The sequence below is a fragment of the Pseudomonas sp. B414 genome, assembly GCF_055408445.1.
Genome location: NZ_JBUZTQ010000005.1, coordinates 178,933 through 194,232, shown reverse-complemented (window position 1 = coordinate 194,232; position 15,300 = coordinate 178,933). Strand labels below are relative to the sequence as shown.

Below are 15,300 nucleotides of genomic sequence, written 5' to 3'. Positions count from 1 at the left end.
AACTAGCGCGTAATGCCGCGGGTGGAAGAACGGATGGACTCTACAAACATGGCCACTTCCGGGAACTGCACGGCAGGCTCGGCCAACTCGGCAAGAGCCTGATCAACGGTCAGCCCCTGGCGGTAGACCACTTTGTAAGCACGACGTAACGCATGGATGGCATCTTCGCTGAAACCGCGACGGCGCATGCCTTCAAAGTTCATGCTGCGAGCTTCAGCAGGGCTGCCGAACACGGTAACAAACGCAGGTACGTCCTTACCGATGGCCGTGCCCATGCCTGAAAAGCTGTGGGCACCGATATGGCAGAACTGGTGAACCAGGGTGAAACCCGAGAGGATCGCCCAGTCGCCCATATGCACATGACCAGCCAACGCGGAGTTGTTGACCAGGATGCAATGGTTGCCGATAACGCTGTCATGGCCGATATGGGCATAGGCCATCACCAGGTTGTGATCACCCAGCGTGGTTTCGGAACGGTCCTGAATGGTCCCACGATGAATGGTGACCCCTTCACGAATCACGTTGTGGTCACCGATCACCAGGCGAGTTTCTTCGCCCTTGTACTTAAGATCAGGGGTGTCCTCGCCTACCGACGAAAACTGGTAGATGCGATTGTGCTTACCGATTTTGGTTGGGCCCTTGAGAATCACATGCGGCCCAATCACTGTCCCCTCGCCGATTTCCACACCTGCGCCGACGATCGACCAAGGGCCGACCTCGACGTCGTCGGCCAATATGGCCGTCGGATCGATGATTGCGCGAGGGTCAATCAAACTCATAGTTTGCGTTCCGCACAAATGATTTCAGCCGAGCATACCGGCTTGCCGTCTACCGTTGCCTGGCACTCGAACTTCCAGATGGAGCGCTTGCAGCTCAAGAACTTGGCTTCAAGAATCAGCTGATCACCTGGCAGTACTGGCTGACGGAAGCGTAGCTTGTCCGAGCCGACAAAGTAGTAGAGCGTGCCGTCAGCCGGCTTGAGGTCCATCATCTTGAAACCAAGGATGCCAGCAGCCTGGGCCATGGCTTCAATGATCAACACACCGGGCATGATCGGATGCGCCGGGAAGTGGCCATTGAAAAAAGGCTCATTGATGCTGACATTCTTGTAGGCACGAATGCGCTTGTTCTCGACATCCAGGTCCACCACTCGATCCACCAGCAGGAACGGGTAACGGTGGGGCAGATATTCGCGAATCTCGTTGATGTCCATCATTTCGTGGGGAAGCCTGTAATAAAGATTGGGCGCGCGCGACTAAGGCGCGCTCCTCTAGCAAATCAAGGAAGCAAACCAGTGGTTCAACACGCTTGATATGGAAATTGTATTAGCCTTTTGAAGAAGCTTTACCGTCAGGGGTCACTTACCGACGCGCTTTTCCAGTTGTTTCAACCGCCGGGCTATATCGTCCAGCTGCCGAATACGTGCCGCGCTTTTGCGCCACTCTGCAGCGGGCTGCATCGCAGTACCGGAAGAGTAGGCGCCAGGCTCGGTAATCGAGTGAGTCACCATCGTCATGCCAGTCAAGAACACATTGTCACAAATTTCAATGTGGCCCACCAAACCGACCCCGCCTGCCAGCATGCAGTGCTTGCCGATTTTAGTGCTGCCGGAGATTCCGACACAGGCGGCCATGGCCGTATGGTCACCGACCTGAACGTTGTGCGCGATCTGGATCTGGTTGTCCAGCTTGACGCCATTACCAAGAACCGTATCGGCCAAGGCACCACGATCGATCGCAGTATTGACGCCGATCTCGACATCATCACCGATGGTCACACCGCCGATCTGCGCGATTTTTTGCCACACACCTTTTTCATTGGCAAAGCCAAAGCCCTCACCGCCCAGCACGGCGCCCGACTGAATCACCACGCGCTTGCCGATACGAACGTCGTGATACAGCGTCACGCGTGGAGCCAGCCAGCCGCCTTCGCCGATTTCGCAGCGAGCGCCGATAAAGCAATGCGCGCCGACCGTTACACCGGCAGCGATGCGCGCAGCGCTTTCGATAACGGCAAAAGCACCAATGCTTGCCGCCGGGTCAACCACCGCGTCGTCGGCAATGACTGCCGACGGATGAATGCCGGCAGTTGCTTTGGGCTTGGGGTCGAACAGATGGGAAATACGCGCGTAGGCCAGGTAAGGATCGGGCACAACCAGGGCATCACCGGCATATTCCTCAGCATCTTCAGCCTTGAGCAATACAGCTCCAGCCTGGCAATCGACGAGGAATTTACGGTACTGCGGGTTGGCCAGAAAGCTCAACTGAGCTGGGCCAGCCTCTTGTAAAGTGGCTAGCCCAGTGATTTCTTTCTCTGCGCAGCCACGCAAGGTGGCTCCGAGGAACTCGGCCAATTGGCCGAGTTTTATAGTCGCAGTCATAATTACTTCAGCTGATTCATGCGCTCGATAACTTGGCGAGTGATGTCGTACTGAGGTTTAACATCAATCACAGCACCACGCTCGAACACCAGGTCAAAGGCGCCTTTTTTGATGACTTCTTCAACAGCGCTGTCCAGTTTCGGCTTCAGCTGTTTCAGCATTTCACGGTCAGCAACGGCTTTGGCTTCATTCAGTTCCTTGGACTGGAACTGGAAGTCACGGGCCTTTTGCTTGAATTCAAGCTCCAGACGCTCACGCTCGCCTTGCGCCATTTTGTCGCCGCCTTTTACCAGACGGTCCTGAATACCCTTGGCGCTGCTTTCCAGGCTTTTGAGCTTGGTCAGTTGCGGGCCAAATTTCTTCTCGGCATCCACGGCGTAACGCTTGGCGGCGTCCGATTCCAGCAATGCCATCTGATAGTTCAGCACGGCAATCTTCATGTCGGCGAAAGCCGGGCCAGCCACTAGAACCGAAGCCAGGAGAACCAATTGAGTCAACTTACGCACGATGCACTCCTAAAAAATCCGTTGTCTGTATCTGAAGTCAGGCTTTAGAAAGTCTGGCCGAGGGAGAATTGGAACACTTGAGTGTCGGCATCATCCGGTTTCTTGATCGGCATGGCCAGGCTGAAGCTCAGCGGGCCAAGCGCAGTCACCCAGGTCACGCCAACACCAACAGAGCTGGCCATGTTGCTAAAGCTGATATCGCAATCTTTGGTATCGCCCTTGCAGTTGGTGTCGAACACGTTACCCACATCCCAGAACACGGAGGTCCGCAGGGAGCGCTGGTCTTTGACGAACGGCATCGGGAACAGCACTTCCACACCACCCTGGATCAATACGTTACCACCGAATGGCAGCGGATCCTGATCCGGGTCAACCAGAGTACCGTTCTTACCGGAACTTGGAGTACTGCGAGGCCCCAGCGCGCTGTCCTTGAAACCACGTACCGAGTTGAAACCACCGGCGTAGTAGTTCTCATAGAAAGGCAGGCCTTCGGTCGAACCATAACCATCACCATAACCCAGTTCTGTGTGCAGACGCATGGTGTAGGTGTCGGTCAACGGCTGGAACAACTGGGCACGGTAATCAAGCTTGTAGAACTGCAGGTCACTGCCAGGAATGGTCGACTCGAGCACCAGGCTCTGAGAGCTGCCACGGGTCGGCAATACGCCCTTGTTCAGGGTCGATTCGGACCAGCCTACAGAGGCCTTGAAGTTAAGGTACTTGTCGCCTTCACGCTGTACGAAGTCGAAAATCTCGTCAACGGTGTACTGGCCGGTACTGATTTCATCCTGCTGCACGGTCAGACCATAGGTCAGACGCGAGGTGTCGCTGATCGGGTAGCCCATGGTGATACCAGCACCCAGGCTGTCCACCGAATAGTTTGCTACGTCAACGTCCAGCTCTTTGTAGTCAGTGGTGCGATAGAACGCGTTGTAGCCCAGGCTCACGCCATCGGCTGTCCAGTACGGGTCAACGTAGCTGAAGTTGTAACGGCTCTGGTATTCGCTGCGGGTCAGGCCAAGGCTGACCTTGTTACCCGTACCCAGGAAGTTGTTCTGGGTAATCGAGCCACCCAGGATCAAACCGGCGCTCTGGGCAAAACCGACGCTGGCGGTGATGGAACCCGATGCCTGCTCTTCTACTGCGTAGTTAACGTCAACCTGGTCGTCAGTACCTGGCACGGCCGGGGTCTCGACGTTTACTTCCTTGAAGAAGCCCAGGCGCTCAAGGCGAACCTTGGACTGGTCAATCAGGTAAGTCGAAGCCCAGCCACCTTCCATCTGACGCATTTCGCGACGCAGCACGTCGTCGGCCGACTTGGTGTTGCCGCGGTAGTTGATGCGGTTTACGTAAGCACGCTTGCCCGGATCAACCACAAAGGTGATGGCTACGGTGTGGTCTTCAGGGTTTGGCTGAGGTACGCCGTTGACGTTGGCGAAGGTATAGCCCTCGTTACCCAGACGACGGGTGATCAGCTCGGAGGTGGTGGTCATCAGCTTGCGCGAGAACACCTGGCCAGGCTGAACCAGCAGCAGCGACTTGATCTGATCTTCCGGAACCTTGAGGTCACCGCTCAGTTTCACTTCGCCGACATTGTATTTTTCGCCTTCATTCACGTTGACCGTGATGTAGACGCTTTTCTTGTCAGGGGTGATCGATACCTGGGTCGAAGCGATATCCATATTGATATAGCCGCGATCGAGGTAGTAAGAGCGCAGACGCTCAAGGTCACCCGACAGTTTTTCACGAGCGTACTTGTCGTCGTTCTTGAAGAACGACAACCAGTTGGTGGTTTTCAGTTCGAACAGGTCAACCAGGTCGGATTCAGGGAAAACCGTATTACCCACCACGTTGATGTGCTGGATGGCGGCAACCGTGCCTTCGTTGATATTGACCTTCAAGGCAACGCGGTTACGCGGCTCGGGCACCACTTCGGTGTCTACCGTCGCCGAGTAGCGGCCCTGGGCAACATACTGGCGTTGCAGCTCGTTACGCACGCCTTCAAGGGTGGCACGCTGGAAAATCTCGCCTTCGGCCAGGCCCGACTGTTTCAGACCTTTCATCAGGTCGTCAGTGGAGATCGCCTTGTTGCCGTCAATGGTGATACTGGAGACGGAAGGACGCTCGACAACCGTGATAACAAGCACATTGCCATCACGACCCAGTTGGATATCCTGAAAGAAACCGGTTTTGAACAACGCACGAGTGGAGTCCACCAGACGGCGGTCATCCGCTACCTCACCTACGTTCAGAGGCAACGCGCCAAACACGCTACCGGCGGAAACCCGCTGGAGGCCGTTGACACGAATATCAGAGATGGTGAAGGACTCGGCGTGAACTTCGGCGATCATCAGTACGGTGAGAACCGCAGTTAGCAGCAGACGTTTCATGAAGTCCTTTCTTATTCCAACTGGCAATAAACAAACTGCCGCAAAATGCGGCAGATTCGCAATTCAGCGAAGCGTTTACAGACGGCCCAGATCGTTGATCAAGGCAAGTAACATCACCCCGACCACCAAGCTGATACCGATCTGCATTCCCCAACCCTGCACCCGATCCGACAAGGGGCGACCACGCACCCACTCGATCAGATAAAACAACAAATGTCCCCCATCCAGTACTGGTATGGGCAACAAATTCAGAACCCCGAGACTGATACTTAGATAAGCCAGGAAATTCAGGAAATCAGCAACACCCGACTGGGCAGAAGCGCCCGCCACTTTAGCAATGGTTATCGGTCCACTCAAGTTTTTTACCGAGAGCTCGCCGAACAACATTTTCTTGAGCGAGTCGAGGGTCAGGATGCTCATGGTCCAGGTGCGTTTTGCCCCCTCCCCGATTGCTGCGAGCGGGCCATAGCTGACTTCACGAATCATCGCTGGTGGCCAGTCGACACCTTTGACCCCGGCCCCCAGATAACCGGTTGCCGCCTTGCCTTCGCCGCGAGCGGCCAGCGTGACCGGAATGTCTACCAGCACCCCGTCGCGCTCGACATGCAACACAATACGGGCCTCAGGATGCACGCGAACCCAGTCCACAACCTGCTGCCAGTCTTTGACGGCCTGATCGTTGATGGCCAGCAGCTTGTCACCGGTCTTGAGCCCGGCAGCCTGGGCCGGGCCTTTTGGATCGAGCTCAGCCAGAACGGCTGGCAACTCGGGACGCCAGGGACGAATCCCCAACGACTTGATAGGATCAGGCTCATCAGCGCCCTTGAGCCACTCCTTCAAAACCAGCTGATGGGACGCCTCGGCGGTTGTACCCGGCTCACGCACCACAACCTGCAAGGAACCGCTTTCACCCAGACGGCGCACCAGTTGCAGATTGACGTTGGACCAGCCGGTGGTTGGCTCGCCATCAATTGATACAATTTCCTGGCCGGCAACCAGACCGGCCTGCGCCGCCAGGCTACCGCTCTCTACCGCACCGATGACCGGCCGCACCTGCTGGCTGCCCATCATTGCCAGCACCCAGAAGAACGCCATGGCCAACATGAAGTTGGCAATCGGCCCGGCCGCGACAATGGCAATGCGCTGACCTACGGTTTTGCGGTTGAACGATTGATCGAGCTGATCGACGGGCACATCGCCTTCGCGCTCGTCGAGCATTTTCACGTAGCCGCCCAACGGGATGGCGGCGACGACAAACTCGGTGCCCTGGCGATCATGCCAGCGCAGCAAAGGCGTACCGAAGCCCACGGAGAAGCGCAGAACCTTGACGCCACAACGGCGCGCCACCCAAAAGTGACCGAATTCATGAAAAGTGACCAGCACCCCCAATGCCACCAGGGTGCCAACAATCATATAGAGCGCACTCATCTACTTTCTCCGCGATTCTGTCCGGTTCCGGCTAACACCACTTTCAGCCGTTACGACTCAACCACTGTTCAGCCAGCATCCGGGCTTTGCTATCTGCGGCAAATACCGCTTCCAATTCATCGACGGCCACAACTGGCTCGCTATTCAATACGTCTTCGATAATACGCGCGATCTGCGGGTAGCGGATTCGCCCGTCCAAAAAGGCGGCCACGGCCACTTCGTTTGCCGCATTGAGCATTGCCGGCGCGCTATTGCCTGCCATTGCTGCCTCACGGGCCAGGCGCAAGCAAGGGAAACGCTGCTCGTCAGGGCGCTGAAAGTCCAGTCGCGCCACAGCAAACAGGTCCAACGGCGCAACGCCCGAGTCAATCCGCTCAGGCCAGGCCAGGGCATTGGCAATCGGCGTACGCATATCGGGGTTGCCCAACTGAGCCAACACCGAACCATCCACATAATCGACCAGCGAATGAATCACGCTTTGCGGGTGGATCACCACCTCGACCTGATCCGGCCGCGCATCGAACAGCCAACAGGCCTCGATCAGCTCCAGGCCTTTGTTCATCATGCTGGCCGAATCTACCGAAATCTTGCGCCCCATCGACCAATTGGGATGAGCGCAAGCCTGATCCGGGGTGACGTGCTCAAGCTCTGCCAGCGGCGTTTCACGGAAAGGCCCGCCAGAGGCCGTCAGTAAAATCCGACGAACGCCCACATTGCCCAGCCCGCGAGCAAAGTCCTGCGGCAAGCACTGGAAAATTGCGTTGTGTTCACTGTCGATGGGCAGCAATACAGAACCGCTGCGGCGCACGGCCTGCATAAACAGGTCGCCGGTCATCACAAGCGCTTCTTTATTGGCCAGCAGGATCTTCTTGCCGGAGTTGACCGCCGCCAGTGTCGGACGCAAGCCCGCAGCACCGACGATTGCCGCCATCACTGCATCCACTTGCGCAGCCGACGAAACCTGGCACAAGCCTTCTTCACCCACCAATACTTCGGTGTTGAGCCCGGCAGCACGCAAGCCTGCCAGCAACTGGCTGGCAGCACGCTCATCCGGCACCACGGCAACCTGCGGCCGGTGCTTGACGCACAAGGCCAGCAGCTCGGCGAGACGGCTGTAGCCACTCAGGGCAAAGACCTGATAACGCTCAGGGTGACGCGCAATAACATCCAGGGTGCTCAGGCCAATGGAACCCGTAGCCCCTAGAACCGTAATCTGTTGTGGACGGCTCATGAAGCCGCCATCCACAGTAATACAGCAAATACCGGGATCGCCGCCGTCAGGCTGTCGATACGATCCAGTACACCGCCATGGCCCGGCAGCAGGTTACTGCTGTCTTTAACACCGGCCTGACGCTTGAACATGCTTTCTGTGAGGTCACCCACCACCGAAATCAGCACGATCACGGCAGCGCCCAGCAGCGCGACAAACATCTGCGACGCGCTCCAGTCCCGCACCACGCCCACGACCGAGGTGATCAGCAGGCTGAGCAACAAGCCGCCAAATACACCTTCCCAGCTTTTACCCGGGCTGACCTTGGGGGCGAGTTTGCGCTTGCCGAACTTGCGCCCTGAAAAATAGGCGCCGATATCGGCACCCCACACCAGAACCATCACCGCCATGATCAGCCAGTTGCCCAGCGGCATTGCCTTGATCAGGACCAAACCTTGCCAGGCCGGCAACAGGATCAACAGGCCAATCACCAGCTTGGTTGCAATGCTCGACCAGTGCACGGCCGATTGCGGAAAGGTCAGCACCAGGAAGGTCGCTGCCGCCCACCACAATATCGCCGCACCCAGCACCCAGGGCGCCAGATCAGGAAATATGTGCAGACCGAACAGCAGCACGGCCACTACTGCGGCAAACAACACCCGCGCGGCTTGCGCTTCAAAGCCTGCAAGACGCGCCCATTCCCAGGCACCCAGGGTAACGACCAGGCCAATAAACAGCGCAAAGCCGCTGCCCTCGAGCAGGAAAAAGCCGCACAAGGCAATCGGCAGCATGATGAGTGCAGTGATGATTCGTTGTTTAAGCATTAAATCCGGGCTCCAGCCTCAACCTGCTCGCTCGTTTTACCGAAGCGACGCTGGCGAGAAGCGAAATCAGCCAATGCGTGCTGCATGGCCTCGTGTTTGAAGTCCGGCCAGAACAGGTCGGAGAAGTACAACTCGGAATAGGCCAGCTGCCACAGCAGGAAATTGCTGATGCGGTGCTCGCCTCCGGTGCGGATACACAGATCGGGCAATGGCAGATCGCCAGTGACCAGACAGGTTTGCAGCAAGCCCGGAGTGATGTCCTCCGGTTGCAAGTGCCCTGCCTGGACTTGACGTGCCAACTGCTGCGCGGCCTGGGCAATATCCCACTGGCCACCGTAGTTGGCGGCAATCTGCAAGACAAAGCGGCCTTCGCCCACTGTCATTGCTTCCGCTTCACGCATCGCCTTTTGCAAATCGGGATGAAAGCGCGAGCGGTCACCAATGATCCGCAGGCTGATCTCGTTTTCGTTGAGGCGCTTGGCCTCACGACGCAGCGCCCTGAAAAACAGGTCCATCAAGGCACTGACTTCAGCGGCAGGCCGCTGCCAGTTTTCACTGGAAAACGCGAACAGGGTCAGTACCTCGACCCCAGCCTCGGCACATACTTCAATGACCGCACGAACCGCATCCACACCCGCTTTATGCCCGGCAACTCCTGGCAGAAAGCGCTTTTTCGCCCAGCGATTATTACCGTCCATGATGATCGCGACATGTCGCGGAACAGATGACGGGTCAGCCTGCTTCGTCTTTTCCATAAAACGCCCTGACCCTTATACGGCCATCAGGTCCGCTTCTTTCTGCTTGGTGGCCACTTCGATATCTGCCACGGCCTTGTCGGTCAGCTTCTGGATATCATCAGCCGCACGACGCTCTTCGTCTTCGCTGATTTCCTTTTCCTTGACCAGGTCTTTCAACTGGCTCAAAGCGTCGCGACGGATATTGCGCACGGCAATACGGGCATCTTCAGCTGCATCACGAGCCTGCTTGGCGAAAACCTTGCGGGTTTCTTCAGTCAGGGCTGGCATGGAGATCAGCAGCAGCTCACCCAGGTTGGTCGGGTTGAGGTTCAGACCGGCGCTCTGGATAGCCTTGTCTACCGCGCCCAGCATGTTGCGTTCGAACGCAACAACTTGCAGGGTACGGGAGTCTTTAACGGTGATGTTGGCTACCTGGCTGATCGGAGTATCCGAGCCATAGTAAGGCACCATCACGCTGCCCAGAATGCTTGGGTGAGCCTTGCCGGTACGGATCTGGCCAAATGCATGGGACAGAGACTCCAGCGACTTCTGCATACGCGTTTGAGCGTCTTTCTTGATTTCGTTGATCATTGTTGACCTTCCTCGATCAGAGTACCTTCAGCGCCGCCGTGGACAATATTAAGCAGGGCGCCGGGCTTGTTCATATTAAATACACGCAATGGCATTTTGTGGTCGCGGCACAGACAAATGGCCGTCAGGTCCATAACACCCAGTTTGCGATCCAGCACTTCATCGTAAGTCAGATGATCGAACTTCTCGGCATGCGGGTCTTTGAATGGATCTGCGGTGTACACGCCGTCAACCTTGGTTGCCTTGAGCACGACATCAGCGTCGATTTCAATGGCACGCAAGCAAGCTGCCGAATCCGTCGTGAAGAAAGGATTACCGGTACCTGCAGCGAAAATCACCACATCCTTGGCGTTCAGGTGACGCATGGCCTTACGACGATCGTAATGATCGGTCACACCAACCATGGAAATGGCCGACATAACGATGGCGGAGATATTCGCACGTTCCAGCGCATCGCGCATGGCCAGGGCGTTCATCACGGTAGCCAGCATGCCCATATGGTCGCCCGTTACACGATCCATACCTGCAGCGCTCAATGCGGCACCACGGAACAGGTTGCCACCACCAATCACCAACCCTACCTGAACGCCGATGCCGACCAACTGGCCGACTTCCAGCGCCATGCGGTCGAGCACCTTGGGATCGATCCCGAACTCTTCAGAGCCCATCAGGGCTTCGCCGCTTAGCTTGAGTAGAATGCGTTTATAGCGAGCTTGATAACCACTGCCCTGCTGAGCCATTGCGAATCTCTCCTGCCGCGTTTTATAGATAATCCGTGCGAGGTCATTTTTCAACCCGCGCTTGTTCTAGCTGTGGCACTGCACAGCAGCACCATCGGAACACGATTTTGCAAACCGGTTCCGCTGAGAAGGAAAAATCCCCTCCCATTTGAAAAGAGGCTGCGCGCGTGAGCGGGCAGCCTCTTCGGGTCGACAGTTTAAAACCGTCTTATTGCTTGCTTGCAGCCACTTGAGCAGCAACTTCTGCAGCGAAGTCGTCAACTGGCTTCTCGATGCCATCACCTACTTTGAAGTAAGTGAAGGAAACGATTTCAGCGCCGGCTTTCTTGGCCAGTTCGCCGACTTTGATTTCCGGGTTCTTGACGAAAGCTTGTTCAACCAGGCTGGCTTCAGCCAGGAACTTGCTGATACGACCGGCAACCATTTTTTCAACGATTTCGGCTGGCTTGCCTTTGATCTTGTCTTCGTTGAGGCTCATGAACACGGTTTTTTCGCGTTCGATAGCGTCAGCGGAAACTTGCGATGGCAGCAGGAACTCAGGGTTGCTTGCAGCTACGTGCATGGCGATGTCACGAGCCAGCTCAGCGTTGCCGCCTTTCAGAGCTACCACAACACCGATCTTGTTGCCGTGCAGGTAAGCGTCAACAACGTCGCCTTCGATGCGCGCCAGACGACGGATGTTTACGTTCTCGCCTACTTTACCAACCAGAATCAGACGAGCTTCTTCTTGAGCGGCGATCAGCGGAGCAACGTCAGTCAGCTTGTCAGCGAAAGCTTTTTCAACGCTGTCGTTAACGAAGTTTTTGAAGTCTTCTTGCAGAGCCAGGAAGTCGGTTTGCGAGTTGACTTCAAGAATTACGGCCGACTTGTTGTCGTCTGCAACTTTAACTGCGATAGCACCTTCAGCAGCAACGTTGCCTGCTTTTTTGGCTGCCTTGATGGCGCCCGAAGCACGCATGTCATCAATGGCTTTTTCGATGTCGCCGCCAGCCTTGGTCAAGGCTTTCTTGCAATCCATCATGCCTTCGCCGGTACGCTCACGCAGTTCTTTAACCAACGCTGCAGTAATCTCTGCCATTTCAAAATTCCTCTTGGATAGGTTTTAAACCATTCCACCCGACCGAACGGGCGTTCAATTCGTGTGAAGCGCACCTCGAAACCACCGCGCAGGCCGCCATCTGATACAGATACGACAGACATGGTTACAACAAATGGATTTCGAGGTGGCAAAAAGGGGGCCAAGCCCCCTTTTTGCGTACTGAGTAAACGCTAGGCGTTAATTACTCAGCCTTCAACTACCGCTGCTGCTGGAGCTTCTTCGACGAAAACGTCGGTGCCGCCAGCAACGTGGTTACGGCCTTTGATCACAGCATCAGCCATCGCACCCATGTACAGCTGGATAGCGCGGATTGCGTCATCGTTACCCGGGATGATGTAGTCAACACCTTCTGGGCTGCTGTTGGTATCGACAACGCCGATTACCGGGATACCCAACTTGTTAGCTTCGGTGATCGCGATACGCTCGTGGTCAACGTCGATAACGAACAGAGCGTCTGGCAGACCGCCCATGTCCTTGATACCACCCAAGCTACGATCCAACTTCTGCAGATCGCGAGTGCGCATCAGCGCCTCTTTCTTGGTCAGCTTGGCGAAAGTACCGTCTTCTGCCTGGATTTCAAGGTCACGCAGACGCTTGATCGAAGCACGAATGGTTTTGAAGTTGGTGAGCATGCCGCCCAACCAGCGGTGATCCACGTACGGCGAACCGCAACGTGCTGCTTCTTCAGCAACGATCTTGCCAGCGGAACGCTTGGTGCCGACGAACAGAATCTTGTTTTTGCCCTGGGCCAGACGCTCTACGAAAGTCAGAGCTTCGTTGAACATTGGCAGGGTTTTTTCAAGGTTGATGATGTGGATCTTGTTACGCGCGCCAAAGATGTATTTACCCATCTTCGGGTTCCAGTAACGGGTTTGGTGACCGAAGTGCACACCGGCCTTCAGCATATCGCGCATGTTGACTTGGGACATGATAGTTCCTTAATAAGTCGGGTTAGGCCTCCACGTATCCCAACGACCAACCAGCAGCTTCAAAGCTGAAGGCACCCAGGTCATCGTGTCGACACGTGTGTGGGTTTGTGCTCTGCGGGCTATACCCGCAAAGCGGCGCATTTTATACCACAAGACGCGTAAAAAACGAAGCGCGAATTCAGACTTAATTGCTTAGCCTTTATTTGGCAAGGGTTTACGTCTTGCTTGCTTCTTGCCTTCTTGCTCAACAATCTTACTGCTGCCACCGAAATATTCCAAACACCGCTGACGCCTGCCACAGGAGGACGAACCCCATAACAGTGCCGGAGTGAGGGCGAAACCCGTAGAAAGCCGTGCCCCATAGAATGGATATGTACTCGGTGTTTTTAACTGGTATTTCGAGTACATATCCGGTGGATCAGTTATTGACAGCTAAATGACGCGCGGGCCCGCTCAGGCCATTCCCCGCCTCATTCGCACAGGCACCCGCACAGCGCAACAAGTCTGACGCCTGGACCAGGGCCGCTTCTGAATTGACGCTGTCCGGGATGGCAAACATGGCCGTGCCCAAAGGGCGAAAAGGCTTATGGCCTTGCAGGTAGTAATTGAGCGCACGGTCGGTGGCGGCACGGTCCAGCAACGGGTCGTTACCGTCAGCAGCATCGAGGGGTAAAACAGGTGGGTCGGGGGTGATCTTTTTCATGGCACAACTCCAGCTCGTTTATGGAGCTACCACCCTGTCGCGACCAAACGAATAGGTGGCAGCCGTACGCAGGTTAGTCGACCGGTGAGCTAGGAAACCGGCGCGCCACAAGGACGCCCTGCGCACGGCCACCAAAAAGTGCGGCCGAAAAAAAGCGCCTCACAAAGGTGGCGCCTTGCGCCTTGCTCATAATCCGGGCGACTAAACCCGACCGCTGATTTTGCAGCGATGGGCCGAGACTATTCCCCGATTTTAAGCGGCGCAAGCGAACGGAATTTTCTAGGATGTTTCACGGGAATGAAAGCGAAACGTCGTACGAAATGCCTGATATTAAAGGCCAAATGCCAGCCACGGCCTTGTAGCAGCTGCCGAGGAACGAAGGCTGCGTTCGGCTGCGTAGCAGTCGTAAAACCGCACGCTGCGGCACATCGGGTAAATCCCGGACTCAGGTTTTACGACCGCTTCGCGCTCGAACGCAGCCTTCGTTCCTCGGCAGCTGCTACTGGAGATTATGCAGTACACATGCGCCAAACAGGTCGGCCGCCTCGGCGGTCAGTGTTGTTGATCTGCCCGCCCTCCCGGAAGGCCGTACGATGGGGCGAGGATCTTTTGGGTCCTTCCAAAAGGGGCTGGCTGCAAGAGCGAAACCAATATTCCAGTTATAAGAAAATGCCGGATATGTACCCGGTGGGCCAGGTTATTTGCAAAGCGCCTGCACCGCGTCGCCTGCATCGCGAGCAAGCCCGCACCCACAGGGATTGAGCGCCCCCCGCTTAACTAATCAGTAGCCCCCACCTTTTTGCGCCCCACCCTTGGAATAGCACCAGAATCCCCCACTCTTATTAATAGAAGCGATGGCGCTTGGCCCACGACTAACGCCGACCGTCTGTTAGAATCGCATTTTTATGACGGTGTGCAGCTATCAACAGCACATCCGCAATCCTGATGATGAGCGCCAACGCGCGAAGAGAGCCCGAATGACCGTCACCCTCAAAACCCCCGAGGACATCGCAAAAATGCGTGTCGCCGGCAAACTGGCCGCCGAAGTCCTGGAAATGATCGCCGAGTACGTCAAGCCCGGCGTGACCACCGAAGAGCTGGACCGCATCTGCCATGACTATATCGTCAATGTGCAAAACGCCATCCCTGCTCCGCTCAACTATAAAGGCTTCCCCAAGTCGATCTGCACCTCGATCAACCACGTGGTGTGCCACGGCATCCCGGGCGACAAGGTACTGAAAGACGGCGATACCCTGAACATCGACGTAACCGTGATCAAAGACGGCTACCACGGCGACACCAGCCGCATGTTTCACGTCGGCAAGGTACCGGTATGGGCCGAGCGCCTGTCGCAAGTGACCCAGGAATGCATGTACAAGGCCATCGAAATCGTCAAGCCAGGCTGCCGCCTGGGCGATATCGGTGAAGTGATCCAGAAGCACGCTGAAAAGAACGGCTTCTCGGTAGTACGCGAATTCTGCGGCCACGGCATCGGCAAGGTGTTCCACGAAGAGCCGCAGATCCTGCACTACGGCCGCGCTGGCACCGGCATGGAGCTCAAGGCCGGCATGACCTTCACCATCGAACCGATGATCAACCAGGGCAAGGCTGACACCAAGGTGCTGGGCGACGGCTGGACCGCCATCACCAAGGACCGCAAGCTGTCCGCACAGTGGGAACACACCCTGCTGGTAACCGACACCGGCTATGAGATCTTCACCCTGCGCAGTGATGACACCATCCCGCGTGTTTCGGCCTGATAC

At 56.3% G+C, this 15,300-nt stretch carries 14 protein-coding genes and 1 pseudogene; 1 reads left to right on the top strand and 14 read right to left on the bottom strand.

Translation table 11 applies throughout. From position 1 onward, the window contains the following. Nucleotides 1-2: 2 nt before the first annotated feature. The 14 genes and pseudogenes from lpxA to ACZRMH_RS06770 all read right to left on the bottom strand — a co-directional run bounded on the left by lpxA (nt 3) and on the right by ACZRMH_RS06770 (nt 13,537). On the bottom strand, nt 3-779 hold the full coding sequence (gene lpxA / locus ACZRMH_RS06835; RefSeq protein WP_464012760.1) for an acyl-ACP--UDP-N-acetylglucosamine O-acyltransferase: 777 nt from the start codon (nt 777-779) through the stop codon (nt 3-5). Continuing rightward, nucleotides 776-1,216, bottom strand: a complete 441-nt coding sequence (fabZ, locus tag ACZRMH_RS06830; protein WP_016781990.1) for a 3-hydroxyacyl-ACP dehydratase FabZ — start codon at nt 1,214-1,216, stop codon at nt 776-778. Before fabZ ends, lpxA begins: the two co-directional genes overlap by 4 nt. Before the next feature lie 109 nt (nt 1,217-1,325). Continuing rightward, nucleotides 1,326-2,380 (bottom strand): annotated as a pseudogene (gene lpxD, locus ACZRMH_RS06825) (UDP-3-O-(3-hydroxymyristoyl)glucosamine N-acyltransferase). A 2-nt stretch (nt 2,381-2,382) separates the two neighbouring features. Next, on the bottom strand, nt 2,383-2,886 hold the full coding sequence (locus ACZRMH_RS06820; protein WP_019822199.1) for an OmpH/Skp family outer membrane protein: 504 nt from the start codon (nt 2,884-2,886) through the stop codon (nt 2,383-2,385). A 44-nt stretch (nt 2,887-2,930) separates the two neighbouring features. Beyond that, nucleotides 2,931-5,276, bottom strand: a complete 2,346-nt coding sequence (gene bamA / locus ACZRMH_RS06815) for an outer membrane protein assembly factor BamA (protein WP_464012759.1) — start codon at nt 5,274-5,276, stop codon at nt 2,931-2,933. Nucleotides 5,277-5,351: 75 nt separating this feature from the next. Beyond that, nucleotides 5,352-6,704: an RIP metalloprotease RseP gene (gene rseP / locus ACZRMH_RS06810; RefSeq protein WP_464012758.1), complete on the bottom strand. Its 1,353-nt coding sequence runs from the start codon at nt 6,702-6,704 to the stop codon at nt 5,352-5,354. Nucleotides 6,705-6,747: 43 nt separating this feature from the next. Continuing rightward, nucleotides 6,748-7,935, bottom strand: a complete 1,188-nt coding sequence (ispC, locus tag ACZRMH_RS06805; protein WP_464012757.1) for a 1-deoxy-D-xylulose-5-phosphate reductoisomerase — start codon at nt 7,933-7,935, stop codon at nt 6,748-6,750. Continuing rightward, nucleotides 7,932-8,738, bottom strand: coding sequence for a phosphatidate cytidylyltransferase (locus ACZRMH_RS06800; protein ID WP_464012756.1), 807 nt, complete (start codon nt 8,736-8,738; stop codon nt 7,932-7,934). Before ACZRMH_RS06800 ends, ispC begins: the two co-directional genes overlap by 4 nt. Then, complete coding sequence (gene uppS, locus ACZRMH_RS06795; RefSeq protein ID WP_464012755.1) at nt 8,738-9,493, bottom strand: polyprenyl diphosphate synthase; 756 nt, start codon at nt 9,491-9,493, stop codon at nt 8,738-8,740. Before uppS ends, ACZRMH_RS06800 begins: the two co-directional genes overlap by 1 nt. Before the next feature lie 15 nt (nt 9,494-9,508). After that, the gene (frr, locus tag ACZRMH_RS06790) at nt 9,509-10,066 is read right to left on the bottom strand and encodes a ribosome recycling factor (RefSeq protein ID WP_235573041.1); all 558 of its coding nucleotides are present in this window, start codon (nt 10,064-10,066) and stop codon (nt 9,509-9,511) included. After that, the gene (pyrH, locus tag ACZRMH_RS06785) at nt 10,063-10,806 is read right to left on the bottom strand and encodes a UMP kinase (RefSeq protein WP_003440426.1); all 744 of its coding nucleotides are present in this window, start codon (nt 10,804-10,806) and stop codon (nt 10,063-10,065) included. Before pyrH ends, frr begins: the two co-directional genes overlap by 4 nt. 208 nt (nt 10,807-11,014) lie before the next feature. After that, nucleotides 11,015-11,884 (bottom strand): translation elongation factor Ts, encoded by an 870-nt coding sequence (gene tsf / locus ACZRMH_RS06780; protein WP_464012754.1) that lies wholly within the window; start codon nt 11,882-11,884, stop codon nt 11,015-11,017. Between the two features lie 206 nt (nt 11,885-12,090). Continuing rightward, nucleotides 12,091-12,834, bottom strand: a complete 744-nt coding sequence (gene rpsB / locus ACZRMH_RS06775; protein WP_016781981.1) for a 30S ribosomal protein S2 — start codon at nt 12,832-12,834, stop codon at nt 12,091-12,093. A 418-nt stretch (nt 12,835-13,252) separates the two neighbouring features. Next, a complete protein-coding gene (locus tag ACZRMH_RS06770) occupies nt 13,253-13,537 on the bottom strand; it encodes a DUF6124 family protein (RefSeq protein ID WP_464012753.1) in 285 nt (94 codons plus the stop codon). 905 nt (nt 13,538-14,442) lie between these two features. Here ACZRMH_RS06770 and map point away from each other — a divergent pair. After that, nucleotides 14,443-15,297, top strand: coding sequence for a type I methionyl aminopeptidase (gene map, locus ACZRMH_RS06765; protein WP_464012752.1), 855 nt, complete (start codon nt 14,443-14,445; stop codon nt 15,295-15,297). Nucleotides 15,298-15,300 lie beyond the last annotated feature (3 nt).

Bases quoted from the DNA above. Each gene is read 5' to 3' on its own strand.
- uppS (WP_464012755.1), bottom strand. From the start codon at position 9,493: ATGGAAAAGACGAAGCAGGCTGACCCGTCATCTGTTCCGCGACATGTC.
- tsf (WP_464012754.1), bottom strand. From the start codon at position 11,884: ATGGCAGAGATTACTGCAGCGTTGGTTAAAGAACTGCGTGAGCGTACC.
- frr (WP_235573041.1), bottom strand. From the start codon at position 10,066: ATGATCAACGAAATCAAGAAAGACGCTCAAACGCGTATGCAGAAGTCG.
- pyrH (WP_003440426.1), bottom strand. From the start codon at position 10,806: ATGGCTCAGCAGGGCAGTGGTTATCAAGCTCGCTATAAACGCATTCTA.
- ACZRMH_RS06800 (WP_464012756.1), bottom strand. From the start codon at position 8,738: ATGCTTAAACAACGAATCATCACTGCACTCATCATGCTGCCGATTGCC.
- map (WP_464012752.1), top strand. From the start codon at position 14,443: ATGACGGTGTGCAGCTATCAACAGCACATCCGCAATCCTGATGATGAG.
- fabZ (WP_016781990.1), bottom strand. From the start codon at position 1,216: ATGATGGACATCAACGAGATTCGCGAATATCTGCCCCACCGTTACCCG.
- bamA (WP_464012759.1), bottom strand. From the start codon at position 5,276: ATGAAACGTCTGCTGCTAACTGCGGTTCTCACCGTACTGATGATCGCC.
- rpsB (WP_016781981.1), bottom strand. From the start codon at position 12,834: ATGTCCCAAGTCAACATGCGCGATATGCTGAAGGCCGGTGTGCACTTC.
- lpxA (WP_464012760.1), bottom strand. From the start codon at position 779: ATGAGTTTGATTGACCCTCGCGCAATCATCGATCCGACGGCCATATTG.
- ispC (WP_464012757.1), bottom strand. From the start codon at position 7,935: ATGAGCCGTCCACAACAGATTACGGTTCTAGGGGCTACGGGTTCCATT.
- rseP (WP_464012758.1), bottom strand. From the start codon at position 6,704: ATGAGTGCGCTCTATATGATTGTTGGCACCCTGGTGGCATTGGGGGTG.
- ACZRMH_RS06770 (WP_464012753.1), bottom strand. From the start codon at position 13,537: ATGAAAAAGATCACCCCCGACCCACCTGTTTTACCCCTCGATGCTGCT.